12 protein-coding genes are annotated in these 15,408 nt (G+C 61.6%); 10 read left to right on the top strand and 2 right to left on the bottom strand.

Going from position 1 to position 15,408, the window contains the following annotated elements:
• Window positions 1–14: 14 nt before the first annotated feature.
• Window positions 15–800: a DUF3658 domain-containing protein gene (locus tag NCT03_RS20455; protein WP_250493693.1), complete on the bottom strand. Its 786-nt coding sequence runs from the start codon at window positions 798–800 to the stop codon at window positions 15–17.
• A gap of 272 nt (window positions 801–1,072) precedes the next feature.
• Here NCT03_RS20455 and NCT03_RS20450 point away from each other — a divergent pair, with 272 nt between their 5' ends.
• The 8 genes from NCT03_RS20450 to NCT03_RS20415 all read left to right on the top strand — a co-directional run bounded on the left by NCT03_RS20450 (window position 1,073) and on the right by NCT03_RS20415 (window position 11,536).
• Window positions 1,073–1,465 carry a response regulator transcription factor gene (locus tag NCT03_RS20450; protein ID WP_250467481.1) on the top strand — a complete coding sequence of 131 codons (393 nt, stop codon included), beginning with the start codon at window positions 1,073–1,075 and terminating at the stop codon, window positions 1,463–1,465.
• Window positions 1,466–1,567: 102 nt separating this feature from the next.
• Window positions 1,568–2,074 carry a YMGG-like glycine zipper-containing protein gene (locus NCT03_RS20445; protein ID WP_250493692.1) on the top strand — a complete coding sequence of 169 codons (507 nt, stop codon included), beginning with the start codon at window positions 1,568–1,570 and terminating at the stop codon, window positions 2,072–2,074.
• Window positions 2,075–2,101: 27 nt separating this feature from the next.
• The gene (locus tag NCT03_RS20440; RefSeq protein WP_502800398.1) at window positions 2,102–3,349 is read left to right on the top strand and encodes an efflux RND transporter periplasmic adaptor subunit; all 1,248 of its coding nucleotides are present in this window, start codon (window positions 2,102–2,104) and stop codon (window positions 3,347–3,349) included.
• A gap of 12 nt (window positions 3,350–3,361) precedes the next feature.
• Window positions 3,362–6,565, top strand: a complete 3,204-nt coding sequence (locus NCT03_RS20435) for an efflux RND transporter permease subunit (RefSeq protein ID WP_250493691.1) — start codon at window positions 3,362–3,364, stop codon at window positions 6,563–6,565.
• Between the two features lie 19 nt (window positions 6,566–6,584).
• Window positions 6,585–8,057, top strand: a complete 1,473-nt coding sequence (locus tag NCT03_RS20430; RefSeq protein ID WP_250493800.1) for an efflux transporter outer membrane subunit — start codon at window positions 6,585–6,587, stop codon at window positions 8,055–8,057.
• A complete protein-coding gene (locus NCT03_RS20425) occupies window positions 8,054–9,319 on the top strand; it encodes a paraquat-inducible protein A (protein ID WP_250493690.1) in 1,266 nt (421 codons plus the stop codon). Before NCT03_RS20430 ends, NCT03_RS20425 begins: the two co-directional genes overlap by 4 nt.
• On the top strand, window positions 9,312–10,964 hold the full coding sequence (locus NCT03_RS20420; protein WP_250493689.1) for a PqiB family protein: 1,653 nt from the start codon (window positions 9,312–9,314) through the stop codon (window positions 10,962–10,964). The genes NCT03_RS20425 and NCT03_RS20420 overlap by 8 nt, the downstream gene beginning before the upstream one ends.
• Window positions 10,961–11,536: a PqiC family protein gene (locus tag NCT03_RS20415; RefSeq protein ID WP_250493688.1), complete on the top strand. Its 576-nt coding sequence runs from the start codon at window positions 10,961–10,963 to the stop codon at window positions 11,534–11,536. Before NCT03_RS20420 ends, NCT03_RS20415 begins: the two co-directional genes overlap by 4 nt.
• An 8-nt stretch (window positions 11,537–11,544) precedes the next feature.
• On the opposite strand, the gene NCT03_RS20410 is transcribed toward NCT03_RS20415, so the two are convergent.
• A complete protein-coding gene (locus NCT03_RS20410; protein WP_250493687.1) occupies window positions 11,545–11,925 on the bottom strand; it encodes a nuclear transport factor 2 family protein in 381 nt (126 codons plus the stop codon).
• A gap of 183 nt (window positions 11,926–12,108) precedes the next feature.
• On the opposite strand from NCT03_RS20410, the gene NCT03_RS20405 reads away from it, so the two are divergent.
• Window positions 12,109–14,523, top strand: coding sequence for a penicillin acylase family protein (locus tag NCT03_RS20405; RefSeq protein ID WP_250493686.1), 2,415 nt, complete (start codon window positions 12,109–12,111; stop codon window positions 14,521–14,523).
• A gap of 164 nt (window positions 14,524–14,687) precedes the next feature.
• The gene (locus NCT03_RS20400) at window positions 14,688–15,056 is read left to right on the top strand and encodes a DUF4148 domain-containing protein (protein ID WP_250493685.1); all 369 of its coding nucleotides are present in this window, start codon (window positions 14,688–14,690) and stop codon (window positions 15,054–15,056) included.
• Window positions 15,057–15,408: the final 352 nt, after the last annotated feature.

Genomic DNA, 15,408 nt, shown 5'->3' with positions numbered 1-15,408 from the left:
CGAACGCCCGACGCTTAACTCTTTACGATCCACACCGAGTTGAGATCGTGGGCGTCGCCTTCCGTTACCGTCAACTTGCCTGCCTCGACGAGGCAGGCAAAGCGCCACTTGCAGAAGAGATCGCTGCGTCCCGAATGATGCATAGCCGCGCCAAGCATCTCGCTGCTTGTGAGCTTGGCCGGGGCGCCCGACGCGAGCGCGATGAAGTCCGCGTCGTAATGATCGATGGGATGCGAAGCGAGCTTGCCGTCTTCGCACACACGCACGGCTTCGCCATCTTCCTTGAGCGCGGCCCATTCGTTCGCGAGTTGCGCGCGCAGGCCGGCGCTTGCGGGCTTGCGTGCCGCGACGAGCGCGGCGGCCGCGCCGACATCCAGCGCCAGCGCTTGTCCCTTGGGAATCGCGCGAGCCACGGCGCGCAGGCTCGCATCGATTTCGCTCACGGGCACGTCCGCGTCGCGCAGCCACCAGTGCGCGCGTCGACGCAGCGCTTGTTCCACATCGCCTGCCTCGGCCCAGATCACTACCTCGGACGCCTGAGTCGTCAGGTCGGCGAGGCGCCGGTTCATGTCGCGTAACTCGCCATACCAGTCCATCGACGCTTCGTCTTGCGGATCGAAGCCGCCGCACGCGTAGAGCGCCTTCATGAAGCCGACGCGCGCATCGGGCGAGCCGGTGTCGACATCGACGAGCGGGCCGATCGAGCCATCGTCGAGGATATCGATGACGGGATCGCGCAACGCCGTGCGCAACATGGCCGCGGCCGAGCCGCCCTGACATAGGTGATGGATGGTTTTCATCGGATTCTCCTCTTCAACGACATACCTCAACGACACATCGCCGACCCCTCCGGCGCGTGAAGCCGCAGACTATAGCGGAATTCGTATCTCGAATTTAGCGGTCGGTCCCGGTTTTCTTCCCGGACCGGGTCCCCGCTTTATTCCTCACCGCGCTCATGGGACTAAAGTCCAATACCGGTTCAAGAGCCGCGCGCCTATTCTCCAGCGAGAAATCAAGAGCCGGGGCGTGGACACAGCGCCTCGCGGTGCTGCCGAACTTCACGCCTGATCCAATGAGCGATGCGACGCCAACCGTGGCCGTGGTCGATGACGACGAATCGGTCTGCCGGGCACTCAAGCGGCTGCTGCGTGCGGCCGGCATGGCGTCGGCGAGCTTCGGCACGGGCGACGCGTTGCTCGCCGCACTCGACGAAAACGACGCCGCATGGCGGCCCGACTGCATCGTGCTCGACGTGCAGATGCCAGGCATCAACGGGCTGGAAGTGCAACGGCGTCTGGCGGGCACCGACATGCCGATCGTCTTCGTCACGGCTCACGACGATCCCGCCGTGCGCGATACGGCGCTCGCCGCGGGAGCCGCGGCCTATCTGCATAAACCATTCGACGACGAAGTGTTCATCGGCGCGGTGCGCGCGGCCATTGCACGCGTGCGCGAGGCGCCATGACGTCCTTCCCGGCACCGCATAAAACGACGACACATGGAACGAGGGCCGGTTGCGTGCGCAGACGGTCAGGCATCGACGAAAACACTGAGAGGGAGTACCGAAATGAACAGCACGTTTCAAACCGCGCGGAGCCGGCGCGTGCGCCTGTCATCGAGCTTGGCGCTCATGCTTGCGACCGCGGTAACGCTCGAAGCAGCCGCGCAGCAGGCGATCTATTACCCCGCGCGCGGTCAAAGCCAGAGCCAGCAGGGCAACGACGTATCGCAATGCCAGCAATGGGCGAAGCAGAACACCGGTATCGATCCGATGGCACTCGCGCAGCAGGCTAACCAGCCACCGCCAACGCAGCAACAGGGCGGACGCGTGCGTGGCGCGGCGGGCGGGGCGGCAGCGGGCGCCGCGATGGGTGCGATAGCCGGCGACGCGGGCAAGGGCGCGGCAGCAGGTGCGGCGGGCGGTGCAGTGATGGGCGGGGTGCATCAACGGCAGCAGCGGCGTGCGGCCGCGTCGCAGCAGCAGGCCAATCAGCAACAGGTCTCGCAGGAGATGACGACCTTCAACCGGGCCGTGTCCGCCTGCATGACGGGACGCGGCTACACCGTGCAATAGACGCGAGCCACGCGAGCGGAGACACTTATGCCGACTTCACCTTTGCGGATCTTCAAAGCCCCCGCTCCGGCTTCGTCGGCGTTCGTGCGCTGGCGGCGCGCGGGCATGCGCTTCGTCGGCGTCTCGTTGATGTTCGCCATCGCGGCATGCGAGAAGCAAGCGAGCGCGCCCAAGCCCGCCGCGCCCGAAGTCACCGTGATGACCGTCGAAGGCCACGACACGCCCGTCACGTTCGAATTCGTCGCGCAGACGCAGAGCTCGCGCGAAGTGGAGATCCGCGCACGCGTGGAAGGCTTCCTCGAAAAGCGCCTCTACACCGAAGGCGCGCTCGTGAAAGCAGGGCAGGTGATGTTCCAAATGGATCGCAAGCCGTTCGAGGCTTCGCTGCAAACCGCGCGCGGCCAGCTCGCGCAACAGCAGGCGCGGCTCACCGTGACCAAGGCGAATCTCGCGCGGGTGCGTCCGCTCGAAGCGCTGAACGCGGTCAGCAAGAAGGATCTCGACGACGCCATCGGCAACGAGAAATCCGCACAGGCCTCGGTGATCGCCGCGCAAGGCGAAGTACAGAACGCCGAACTCAATCTGGGCTACACCACCATCAAGAGTCCGCTCACCGGCTTGTCGAGCTATGCGCGCATGCAGGAAGGCAGCTATCTTTCGGCAGGCAATTCGAGCCTGCTGACTTCGGTCGCGCAACTCGATCCCATGTGGATCAACTTCAGTCTCTCGGAAAACGAGGTCTTGAGCTATCGCGATCAGATCGCGAAAGGACGCCTGACCGCGCCCGCTGACAAGCGTTATATCGTCGAAGTCATTCTCGCCGATGGCTCGCGCTATCCGGATACCGGCCCGGTCGATTTCTTCGCGCCTTCGTATAACAAGGACACGGGCACGTTCCTCGTGCGCGCGGTGCTGCCGAACAAGGCCGGGCAGTTGCGCCCCGGCCAGTTCGTGCGCGCGCTGGTGCATGGCCTCACGCGGCCGAACGCCATTCTCGTGCCGCAACGCGCCGTGTTGCAGGGCGCGAAAAGCCACTACGTATGGTTGCTCGACAAGGACGGCAAGACGCCGCGCGAGCAAGTGGTGGAGGTGGGCGACTGGCTCGGCGACAACTGGTTCATATCGGATGGTCTGCGCGCGGGCGACCGCGTGATCGTCGATGGCGCGATACGCGTGTCCGCGGGCGCGCCCGTCAACGTGAAGGGCGATGCCGCGCCCGTTGCGCCGCCAGGCGAAGCGACCATCAAGGTCGAGCCAGCCCAACAGGCGAAGTGAGCGAAGGCCGCCATGAAATTCTCTCACTTCTTCATCGATCGGCCTATCTTCGCGATGGTCGTGTCGATCGTCATCACGCTTGCGGGCGTCATCGCCATGCTCGCGTTGCCGATCGCGCAGTATCCGGATATCACGCCCGCGCAGGTCACGGTGACGGCTCAGTATCCCGGCGCAAGCGCGGATGTCGTCACCAACAACGTGGCCGCGCCGATCGAGCAGCAGGTGAACGGCGCGGACAACATGATCTACATGAACTCGTCGAGCTCATCGACGGGACAAATGACGCTCAACGTGTTTTTCGATATCGGCACCAACCCGCAACTCGCGCAAGTGGACGTGCAGAATCGCGTGAACCTTGCACTGCCGCAGTTGCCGCAATCGGTGCAGGCGCAAGGGGTGCAGGTACAGAAGAAGTCGTCGGCGTTCATGATGGTGATCGCCATCTATTCGCCGAGCAACCGCTACGACGCGACGTATATCGCCAACTACGCGAACATCTACGTGCTCGATGCACTGAAGCGCATTCCCGGCGCGAATCAGGCGAGCATCTTCGGCTTTCCGGATTACGCCATGCGCATCTGGCTCAAGCCCGAACGCATGGCACAGCTCGGCGTGACGCCTTCTCAAGTGCAGAGCGCGGTGTCCAATCAGAACCAGCAGTTTGCGGTGGGCAGTATCGGACAATCGCCGACGGGCACGCCCGTGCAGCAGTCGTTCGCCGTCACCACCACGGGACGGCTCGCCACGCCTGCCGAGTTCGAGAACATCATCATTCGCGCGCAGAACGGAGGCGCCGCTATCGTGCGCTTGAAAGACGTGGCGCGCGTCGAACTCGGACAGAAGGATTATTCGATCCGCAGCCGCTTTCAGGGCAAGCCCGCAACGGTGATCGCCGTGTATCAGCAGCCGGGCGCGAACGCGCTCGATGTATCGAAGCAAGTGCGCGCCACGCTCGAACAGATGAAGAAGTCATTTCCGGAAGGGATCGACTATCGCGTTTCGATGGATACCACCGAGTTCACGCGCGCTTCGATCGCCGATGTGATCCACACCTTCTTCGAAGCACTCGTGCTTGTGGTGATCGTCGTGTATCTGTTCCTGCAGAGCATACGCGCGACGCTCATTCCGGTGCTGGCGGTGCCGGTGTCGATCGTCGGCACGTTCGTGGGCATGTCGCTACTCGGCTTTTCCATCAACATGCTCACGTTGTTCGGGATGGTGCTGGCGATAGGGATCGTGGTGGACGATGCCATCGTCGTGATCGAGAACGTCGAGCGCAACATGACGGTCTTCAAGCTGCCGCCGAAAGAAGCCGCGAAGCGCGCAATGGACGAAGTCTCTGGACCGGTCGTCGCTATCGTGCTCGTGCTGTGCGCGGTGTTCGTGCCCGTGGCGTTTCTCGGTGGCATCACCGGGCAGTTGTACAAGCAGTTCGCCATCACGATCGCCATATCCGTGGTGTTCTCCGGGATCGTTGCGTTGACCTTGTCGCCCGCGCTCGCGGCGCTGTTGCTCAAGCCCGAGCATGGCAAAAAGGCGCGCTTTTTCGTGTGGTTCGACAACGGCTTCGCGAAGATGACGCGCGGTTATTCGCGCTCGGTGGCGTTCGTCATCAAGCGCTCGGTCCTCATGTTGCTGATCTTCGCGGGCATGATCGGCCTTTCGATCTGGATGGTGAAGTCGATACCCACGAGCTTCTTGCCGCCCGAGGACCAGGGGTATCTGCTCGGCGCGGTGATCATGCCCGATGCCGCGAGCCTCGACCGCACCGGAGAAGTCTCGGAACGCGTAACCGATTACTTCATGAAGCAGCCAGGCGTGGACAGTATCACCACGGTGGATGGCTTCAGCCTGCTCGACAGTCAGACGAAGAACAACGCTGGTACGTTCTTCGTCGGCTTCAAGAGTTTCGATGAGCGCTATTCGTCCGCGAACATTCGCACACAAAATGCGCGCGCCGTGCTGCTCGGCGCGTACAAGAATTTGTCCACGGTGAGTCAGGGTATCGTGCTGCCCGTCAATCCGCCTTCCATTCCGGGCCTTGGCACGACGGGCGGTTTGGAGATGTGGATACAAAGCAAGGGCGATGCGGGCAGCGCGCAGATATCGGCCAGGGTGCAGGATTATCTGGCGAAAGCGAAGCAACGGCCCGAATTGCAGGGCGTGACGTCCACGTTCAACGCCAACGCGCAACAGCTTCAAGTCGAAGTGGATCGTGCCAAGTCCGAAACGCTCGGCGTTCCGGTGCAGGATGTCTACAGCGCGATGCAGACCATGTTCGGATCGCTCTACGTCTCGCAGTTCAACAAGGACAGCCGTCTGTGGCAAGTGATCCTGCAGGCGGAATCGTCGGAGCGTCGCACGCCCGAGGACTTGAATCGCATCTTCGTGCGCGGCAGTTCAGGCGAAATGGTGCCGTTGAAATCCGTGGTCACGTACAAGTACGTGACCGGTCCCGATCTGATCACGCGCTTCAACAATTTTCCCGCAGTGAAGATCACGGCCAACGCCGCGCCCGGTTACAGCACGGGGCAGGCCATGGCCGCGCTGCAGGACATTGCGACGAGCACGTTGCCGCAGGACTACGGCATTGCGTGGAGCGGTCAGGCATACGAGGAACAGAGCTCAGGCAGTTCATCGGCGATGGTGTTCGTCTTCGGCCTCGTCATGGTGTTCCTGATTCTCGCCGCGCAATACGAGAAGTGGTCGTTGCCGATGGGCGTCTTGCTCGCCGTGCCCTTCGCCTTGTTCGGCGCACTGCTCGCCATTCTGCTTCGCGGGCTCGACAACAACGTGTACTTTCAGATCGGCCTCACCATGCTCGTTGCGCTCGCGGCGAAGAACGCCATTCTGATCTTCGAGTTCGCGGTGCTCAACCGCGAAGCGGGCAAGTCCATCTACGAGTCCGCGATGACCGCCGCATCCGAGCGCCTGCGCCCGATCGTGATGACATCGCTCGCGTTCATTCTCGGCTGCGTGCCGCTTGCGATTGCGACGGGGGCATCGGCGAATAGCAGGCATTCCATCGGCACGGGTGTGATCGGCGGGATGCTGGGCGCCACACTCATCGCCGTGTTCTTCATCCCGATGTTCTATTACGTCATCGAGACCATGAGCGCCAGGTTCGGGTCGAAGAAGAAAGGCGAAGGTAAGGGCGAACCGGGTTCATCGCCCGCGGCGGACCATGACGGGCCCGCGACGCACGGAGGCGAATGACATGCGCTCAAACATAGCCATGAAACCGTCATCGCGTGTGATCGTGCTGATCGTGTCGTCGATGCTCGGCGGTTGTCTGCTCGGGCCGAATTACGAGCGTCCCGCCATCGAAACGCCCGATAGCTTTCGCTTCGCCGCACAGCAATCGAACGAGATCGCCAACACGGCATGGTGGGAGCAATTTCAGGACCCCGCGTTGAATCAGTTGATCGCCATTGCGTTGCAGGAGAACAAGGATGTGAAGATCGCGGCGGCGCGCGTCGATGAATTCCTCGGGCAATTTCAAGTCACGCGTTCGCAGCTGTTTCCGCAAGTGGGATTGGGCGCGAATGCCGAGCGCGAGCGCTTACCCATCGGGTCCGCGCAATTGCCGCCGGGCGTAGGCACGGTCATCAATCAGTATCAGCTCGCGTTGAATGCTTCGTGGGAAATAGACGTGTTCGGGCGCTTGCGGCGTCAGACGGAAAGCGCACGCGCTAGTCTGCTTGCAAGTGAGGAAGGCCGCCGAGCGACTATTTTGTCGTTGGTGGCTTCGGTGGCATCGACCTACATCACGCTCGTTTCGCTCGACCGGCAACTCGATATTGCGCGAGCCACGGTCAAGAGCCGGCAGGAGTCCGTGATCGTGTTCGGCCTGCGCTTTCAATACGGCGAAGTCTCGCAGATGGAACTGGCGCAGTCGCAGTCGGAGTATCAGGCCGCGCTCGCGACGATTCCGCAACTCGAACAGCAGATCGCCACGCAAGAAAACGCGTTGTCCATTCTGCTGGGCCGTAATCCGCAAGGCATCGCACGCGACCGCGAACTCGACGATCTGGCCACGCCGCAAGTCCCAGAAGGTCTGCCCTCGGAGTTGCTCACGCAGCGGCCGGATCTGCGTCAGGCGGAGCAGAACCTGATCGCGGCGAATGCGCAGATTGGCGCGGCGCGGGCGCTGTATTTTCCGTCGATATCGCTCACGGGCCTCTTCGGCACTGCAAGCACGCAATTCTCGCAACTCTTCACGGGAGCGGCGCGCGTGTGGTCGTTCGCGGGTGCCGTGACGCAGCCCATCTTCACGGGCGGAGCGATCAGCGGACAAGTAAAGGCGGCGGAGGCGCAGCAGCAACAAGCGCTTTTCTCCTATGAAAAAGCGATTCAAGTGGCGTTTCAGGATGTCGACGACAGTCTCATCACGCTAACCAAGAGCCGCGAAGCACGCGATGTGCAGGGCCGTCAGGTCGATGCCTTGCGTACCTATGCCAATCTCGCGCGGCTGCGTTACGAGGGTGGCTACACGAGCTATATCGAAGTGCTTGATGCGGAACGCAGCCTCTTCCAGTCGCAGTTGAGCTATACGCAGACGCAGGCCGCCGCGCTCAATGCCATGGTTTCGCTCTACAAGGCGATGGGCGGCGGCTGGGTCGCGGAAGCCGAGCAACGCACGGCAGTGGTCTACGACACGCGCGGCGCGGTGGTCAAACGCGATGCGAAGGACGAGCCATCGCCATGAACGCGCGCGCCAACATGCGTTTGATCGCCTGTCACGAATGCGATCTCCTGCAACATGAAACCGTGCTGCAAAGAGGCGGCGTCGCGCGCTGTGCACGTTGCGGCGCGCCGCTGTATCGCAATCGTCCCGATGGACTGAATCGCGCGCTTGCCTGCACGCTCGCCGCCCTCACGATGTTCAGCATCGCCAATGCGTTTCCTATCGTGGGACTCGAAGTGAGCGGCACGGTGGTTCAAACCACCCTGCTCGGCGCGGTGCGTGTGCTTTATGCCGATGGCATGTGGCCCATCGCGGGGCTCGTGCTCGCGACCACGTTCATCATGCCGCTTGCCGAGATGTGTGCTATGGCGTGGCTGCTCGTTCCACTGAGCAGGGGTTACGCGCCGCGTGCCGGACGTGCCGCCTTTCGCGCGTTGCATACGGTGCGGCCGTGGGGCATGACCGAGTTGCTGATCCTCGGCTTTCTCGTGGCGCTCGTGAAACTTGCGCATATCGCGAGTGTGGTGCCTGGCCTTGCGCTCTTTGCATTCGGCGGCGTCATGCTGCTGATCTCGGGCGCTTCGGCATCGTTCGATCCGCGCGAGGCATGGGCATTGATCTACAAAAGCAGCCTCGCTGATGCCCCTGCTTATCGCGGCCACGCGCGCACCGCGAAACAAGCGGGCTTCTTCGTCTGTCACGATTGCGCGCTCGTCTCCAAGGCGCCGCCGCATGCACACGACGGAAACTGTCCGCGTTGTCACGCACGGCTGCACTTTCGCAAGCCCGACAGCATCGAGCGAACGTGGGCGCTGCTGATCGCCGCGATGGTGCTCTACGTGCCCGCCAACGTGCTGCCCGTGATGGATACGAGTTCGCTCTTCGGCGCGCAGAAGGACACCATCATGAGCGGTGTTGCGTATCTGTGGACTTCGGGTTCATGGCCGCTCGCGGTGCTGGTGTTCATCGCGAGCATTGCCGTGCCCATGCTCAAGATACTCGCGCTGCTCATGCTCGTCGTCAGCACGCAGATGCGCTCGCGCTGGCTGCCCGCGCGGCGCACGAAGATCTATCGCATCGTCGAGTTCGTCGGCCGCTGGTCGATGCTCGATATTTACGTGATCACCGTGCTCGTCGCGCTCGTGCAGTTCAATGCGCTGGCGACGATACGCGCGGGCGCCGCCGCCATTGCTTTCGGTGGAGTCGTCGTGCTGACGATGTTCGCGGCAATGGCATTCGACCCGCGTCTCATCTGGGACGCCGCGGACCAAGGACATGGCTGAACCTCCCGACATCAAGCGAGCGCCTCCGGATGAATTTCCCGAAGCCTTGCCCGCCCGCCGCCCGCGCTTCGGCATTTCGCTGATCTGGCTCGTGCCGCTCATCGCGGTGCTGATCGGCGGATGGCTCGCGGTGCAGGCCATCCTGGAGAAAGGTCCGACGATCACCATTACTTTCAACACGGGCGAGGGGCTCGAAGCGGGCAAGACCAAGCTCAAGTACAAGAACGTGGATATCGGCACGGTGAAGAGCGTGGTGCTCGCGCCGGATCACAAGCGCGTGATCGCATCGGCGGAAATGGCGAAGGATGCGGAACACATGCTCGTCGACGACACACGCTTCTGGGTCGTGCGCCCGCGCATTTCAGGCGGCACGGTGTCGGGCCTCGGCACGTTGATCGGAGGCGCGTTCATCGGCGTGGATGTGGGCGTGAAGAGCGCGAAGCGGCACGACTATACCGGGCTCGAATCGCCGCCTGTCATCACGGCGGACGTGCCGGGGCGCGAGTTCGTGTTGAAGAGCCCGACCATGGGTTCGCTCGATGCCGGTGCACCGATCTACTTCAGGCGTCTCCAAGTGGGACAGGTGACCGCCTATGAGCTCGATGCGGACGGCATGGGCGTGACCATCCACATCTTCGTCAACGCCCCTTACGACAAGTACGTCAAGCTCGATACGCGCTTCTGGCAGGCGAGCGGCGTGGACGTCAAGCTCGATTCGACCGGTGTGAAGATGGACACGGAATCGCTCGTCGCGATACTCGTGGGCGGGCTCGCATTCGAAACGCCGGCGCCCTTGAAAGAGCTTGCCGATAGCTCGGATCATCAGGATTTGGCGGAAGCGCCTGCGAGCAGCGTGTTCCAGCTCTTCGGAACACGCCCCGAAGCGATGAAGCGGCATGATCGTATCGTCGATACCTACGTGTTCAATTTCAAGGAATCGGTGCGCGGTCTGTCGGTCGGCGCGGAAGTGGATTTTCGCGGTATCGTGCTCGGCGAAGTGACGGCGATCAATACGCAATACGATCCGGTGCGGCGGGAATTCAGCATCCCGGTACGCGTGAACTTCTATCCGGAACGCTTCACCATGCGTATACGGGCAGGCGACAAGACGGGACGTCTCGTGCCCGACCGGCATCAGCTCTTGCAATACATGGTCGAGCACGGCTTTCGCGGGCAATTGCGTACCGGTAGCATCCTGACGGGGCAGCGCTATATCGCGGTCGATTTCTTCCCGAACACGCCGAAAGAAAAGATGGACACAAGCGGCGATCCGCCGGAAATCCCGACCGTGCCGGGCGGCTTGCAGTCATTGCAGGACTCCGTGCAGGCACTCGTGGCGAAGTTCAACAAGATTCCGATCGAAGGGATCAGCAATGACCTGCGCGATACGCTCAAACAGGCGCAGGTGCTTATCAAAACGCTCGACACCGACGTCGCGCCACAAGCGAAGGCAACGCTCGCGGCTGCACGCGATGCGCTCGGCGCGACGAGCCGTGCGTTGCAGAGCGACTCGCCGTTGCAGACCAGCACCGCCGAAACCATGCGTGAGTTGTCGCGCACGGCCGCTGCATTCCGCAATCTCGCGGAGTATCTCGAACAGCATCCGGAAGCGATTCTGCGCGGCAAGCCGGAGGATAAAAGGTGATATACCGTTTCTTCGTTTCAGCGCTCATCGTCATGGTCGGCGCGTGTGGTGCATCGCCCAAGGCCGCGTTCTATACGTTAAGTCCTGAAGCCACACTGCAACCCGCCGCGAATGTCAGGCCCGTTCGCGTGACCGTGGGGCCCGTGACGGTTCCCGACCTTGTCGACAAGCCGCAAATGATCACGCGAACCATGCCGAACGAAGTGACCGTGAACGAGTACGCGCGCTGGGGCGAGCCGTTGAAAGAGAATATCGCGCGTACGTTGGCGGCGGATTTGTCGCGCGTGCTTGGCGTGGATAATGTGTCGATTTATCCGCCGAGTGCGGATATCAAGACCTATCAGCTACGCGTCGATGTGATGCATTTCGAATCCGTCATCGACGATTCCGTCACGCTCGATGCACTCTGGAGCCTTCGCGCCCCCGATGGTGTGTCGCATTTCGACGGGCACACGCTCGTGCACGAAAACACGAAAGGCGATGGTTTCGCCGCCATCGCCGCGGCGCATAGCCGCGCGCTCGCGCAGATGAGCCGGCAGATCGCGGCCGCGCTCGGCGAGATGCGGCAATGAACGAGGAATCATGCCGTAATTGAATCGCCTTCGGGCGCTTCGTGCGGCAGCGTCCAGCCGAAGAATACCTGCGCGTCGTGCAGCTTGCCGGCTCGAATCGAGAGAATCTCCGTGTTGCGAAAGGCCTTGCCGTCGAGCATGCGCGCATCGTACGTGACGAACACATGTTCGCCGTCCTGTTTCATATGAACGAGGTCGAAGGTGACGATTGCGTTCGCGTTCGGCCAGCAACGCGCGAAGTAAGTCGCGCGGTCGAGACGGTTATCGCGAGGACTCGTGAAATGGAAGTCTTCCGCGATGAGCGCTTCGATAGCGGCACGATCCTTCCTCACATACGCTTCATAGACACGTCGCGCGACTTCAACCGGGTCGAGAGTTGCGTCAGGCATGAGTTCCTCCTTTGCGATAGGCTTCGGGTTGCGTGCGCGATTCATCGTCACGTCTCATACGACGTTCGAGCGGTCGCGGAATCGACGCATGGTCACGCGTCGTGCGCAAAATCCAACAATAGCTTCGCATGAGACTTGAGTCGGAGGCGTGTGTTCCGGCTCTTGTCGACAGGAGACGGTTACATGCCAGCAAGACGCCTTATTTCCGCGCTGCTCAGCGCTGCATCGCTCGCCTCATTTCCCATTCAATCAGCCCTCGCGGACGATACCCCCACCGAAACGATCACCGTGGCAGGACTTTCCGAGCCTTCGGACATCCTGGTGGATCGCTGGGGCGTGCCGCATATCTACGCGGCCAACGACAGCGACGCGTTCTTCGTGCAAGGCTTCAACGCCGCGCGCGATCGTCTGTTCCAGATCGATCTATGGCGTCGTCGCGGGCTTGGCGAACTCGCCGAAGTCTTCGGGCCCGCGTATGTCGAGCAAGACAAGGCCACGCGGCTCTTTCTCTATCGCGGCGACATGGAGACCGAATGGAAGCGCTATGGACCCGATGCCAAGCCGGCCGCGACGCGCTTTGCAGCAGGCGTCAACGCGTATATCGACTGGCTTGCCGCGCATCCGGACCGCATTCCTTATGAGTTTCGCAAAGTCGGTTACTGGCCCGCGAAGTGGGGCGCGGACGATGTCGTGCGTATCCGCAGTCATGGCCTGACGCGTAATTTGACGAGCGAAGTGGCGCGTGCGCGCGTCGCATGCAAGAGTTCGCTCGATGCCGATTCGGTGCGCTTCGGTTTGCAGCCACAGTGGAAGCCGCAGATGCCCGCGGGTCTCGATCCATGCCTGCCCGACGATGTTCTCAAGGTCTTCACGCTGGCGACGCAAGGCGTGCGCGTGACGAAGGAATCGCTCAAGAGCGCGGATGCATCGACTTCGATGATTGCCGCTGCCGACAATCCCGAGGAAATCACCGAGGGCAGCAACAACTGGGTGGTCGCGCCGGGCAAATCGGCGACGGGCCGCGCGATCATGGCGAACGATCCGCATCGCGCTTATGCCGCGCCGAGCCTGCGCTATATCCAACAAATCAGCACGCCGACGCTCGATATCATCGGTGGCGGCGAGCCTTCCTCGCCGGGCATATCCATTGGTCATAACGGGTCCATTGCGTACGGTCTCACGATCTTCAACATCGATCAGGAAGATCTCTACGTCTACGAGTTGAACCCCGCCGATGCGCGGCAGTACCGCTACAAAGGTGCATGGGAGCCGATGCATGTCGTGCACGAGACGATCAACGTACGCGGCGCGGCGCCCGTCAAAGCGGACCTACTGTTCACGCGTCATGGTCCCGTCATCTACACGGAAGACAGCAAGCATCGCGCATTCGCCGTGCGTACCGCATGGCTCTCGCCGGGTATGTCGCCTTACTTCGATTCCATGCGCTACATGCGCGCGAAGAACTATGCGCAGTTCAAGTCGTCGCTTGCGACCTGGGGCGCGCCCACGGTGAATCAGGTCTATGCGGACACGCAAGGCAACATTGCTTGGGTGCCAAGCGGCCTTGCGCCTGTTCGTCCGAACTGGGATGGCCTCATGCCCGTTCCCGGCGATGGCCGCTATGAATGGTCCGGGTTTTGGCCGCGCGACGCAATGCCTTCGGTCTATAACCCGTCGCAAGGTTACTTCACTACATCGAATGAAATGAATCTGCCGGCGGGCTATCCCTATGCCGAACGCAAGCTCGGATTCGAATGGACCAACGGCTCGCGGCATCAGCGTATCGACGAAGTGTTGAAGTCGCTGGACAAGGTATCGATCGAAGATTCCGAGCGCTTGCAAAACGATGATCTGTCGATACCCGCACGTCGTCTCGTCGCGTTGTTGCAGCCTCTTTCCAGCGACGATGCCGACACGCGCGCGGCACTCGGCATGCTCAAGGGCTGGGATGCGCATATGCGCGCCGATTCGGCACAGGCCGCGCTCGAAGAGGTCTGGCTCTCGCGGCATCTCGGCCGCGCATTCAAGCAAGCTGTCTTGCCGAAGGACGCGGCGGCTTCATTCGGTGCGCCGGACACGGCCGTGATGCTCGACTCGCTCGAACATCCGGCCGCGCGTTTCGGTGACAACGCTGAAGCGAAACGCGATGCCGTGTTGCTGTCGAGCCTGCGCGACGCTTATGCGGAGATGTCGCGCTTGCAAGGCAACGACGCTACGCGCTGGCAGTGGGGCGGGCTTCAAACCAATCTCAACGCGCATCCACTGGCCGATGCCGTCGATGCCGACACGCGCGCAAAGCTCAACGTCGGGCCCATGGGTAAGGGCGGCAGTGCTTATACGCCGAATCAATCGACGTATCGCGCAAGCGATTTCCGCGAGACCAATGGACCATCGTTTCGCGTGATCGTCGATGTCGGCAATTGGGATGCATCGCGCGCGGTGAATCTGCCGGGCGAATCGGGCGATCCGGATAGCCCGCATTACCGCGATCTCGCGCAGATGTGGCTCGATGGCGAGTACTTCCCGCTGCTCTATTCGCGTAAGGCCGTCGAGGCCGCGACCGAGAAGCGCGTGCACCTTGTTCCAGAGACGCGTTGATCGCGCTTGAGTTTTTAGCAGGACGATGGGAATAGATTCCGGCATGGGCGGGTTTACGAATTGAAGCCTCAGCGCTCGAAGATTCAAGAGAGTCGAGCGTGTTCGATGAGGTTCCTGGGTCGTCATCGATCCAGCCAAACCCTTTCTTGCCGGAGTCTTGCATCATGAACATCATCGCCAAGGTTGTCGTGTCGCTCGTCGTTGTCGCTGCGCCTGCGCTTTCCTTTGCTCAAGGGTCGAGCGAACCGCTCACGCGCGCGCAGGTGAAAGCCGAGCTCGTGCAGATCGAGCAAGCGGGTTATTCAGTTGGGTCGGGCGACAGTACGAACTATCCGGCCGACATTCAGGCTGCGGAAGCAAAGGTCGCCGCGCAGCAGAACGCCAATGAAACGAATGAGGCATACGGCGGCATGCATGAGAGCGGCGCGGCGTCTGGGACTGTGCATCGTGGGGCTGCGTCGCCTTCGTCATCGTCATCGTCGAATGCTTGTGTCGGCCCTGCGGACTTTTGCGTTCCGTTCTTTGGAAGTTAACTTTCTAAGCCGACCAGCCATGCACTTTGCTTTTGTCTTTCGAATAACTTGCTAAAGGGTGCAAACATCGCTTAGTGGCTGCCCGAAAATTATTTTCGAAAAGGGGGTTGCCATGCTGTCTTTCGCCAGTCATAATTCGCCTCCCGTTGAATGACGGCGCGCAAGAAAGCAAGCAGACAAGCGAAGCGATCAAAGCGCAATGCTCTTTAAAAACTAACAGCCGATAAGTGTGGGCACTTGATGGCGCGAGCGGTTCCGACCTTTCGGGGTTGGGGCGTTTAGCGAAAGTTATCAAGTCTCACACAGTATTAGAGGAAGGTTTATCTGTCGAAAGACGGATTAATCATCGTCA

Origin of the sequence: Caballeronia sp. GAWG1-1 (assembly GCF_023631465.1) — a bacterium.
Lineage (GTDB): Bacteria > Pseudomonadota > Gammaproteobacteria > Burkholderiales > Burkholderiaceae > Caballeronia.
This window is presented reverse-complemented; position numbering and strand designations above follow the sequence as displayed.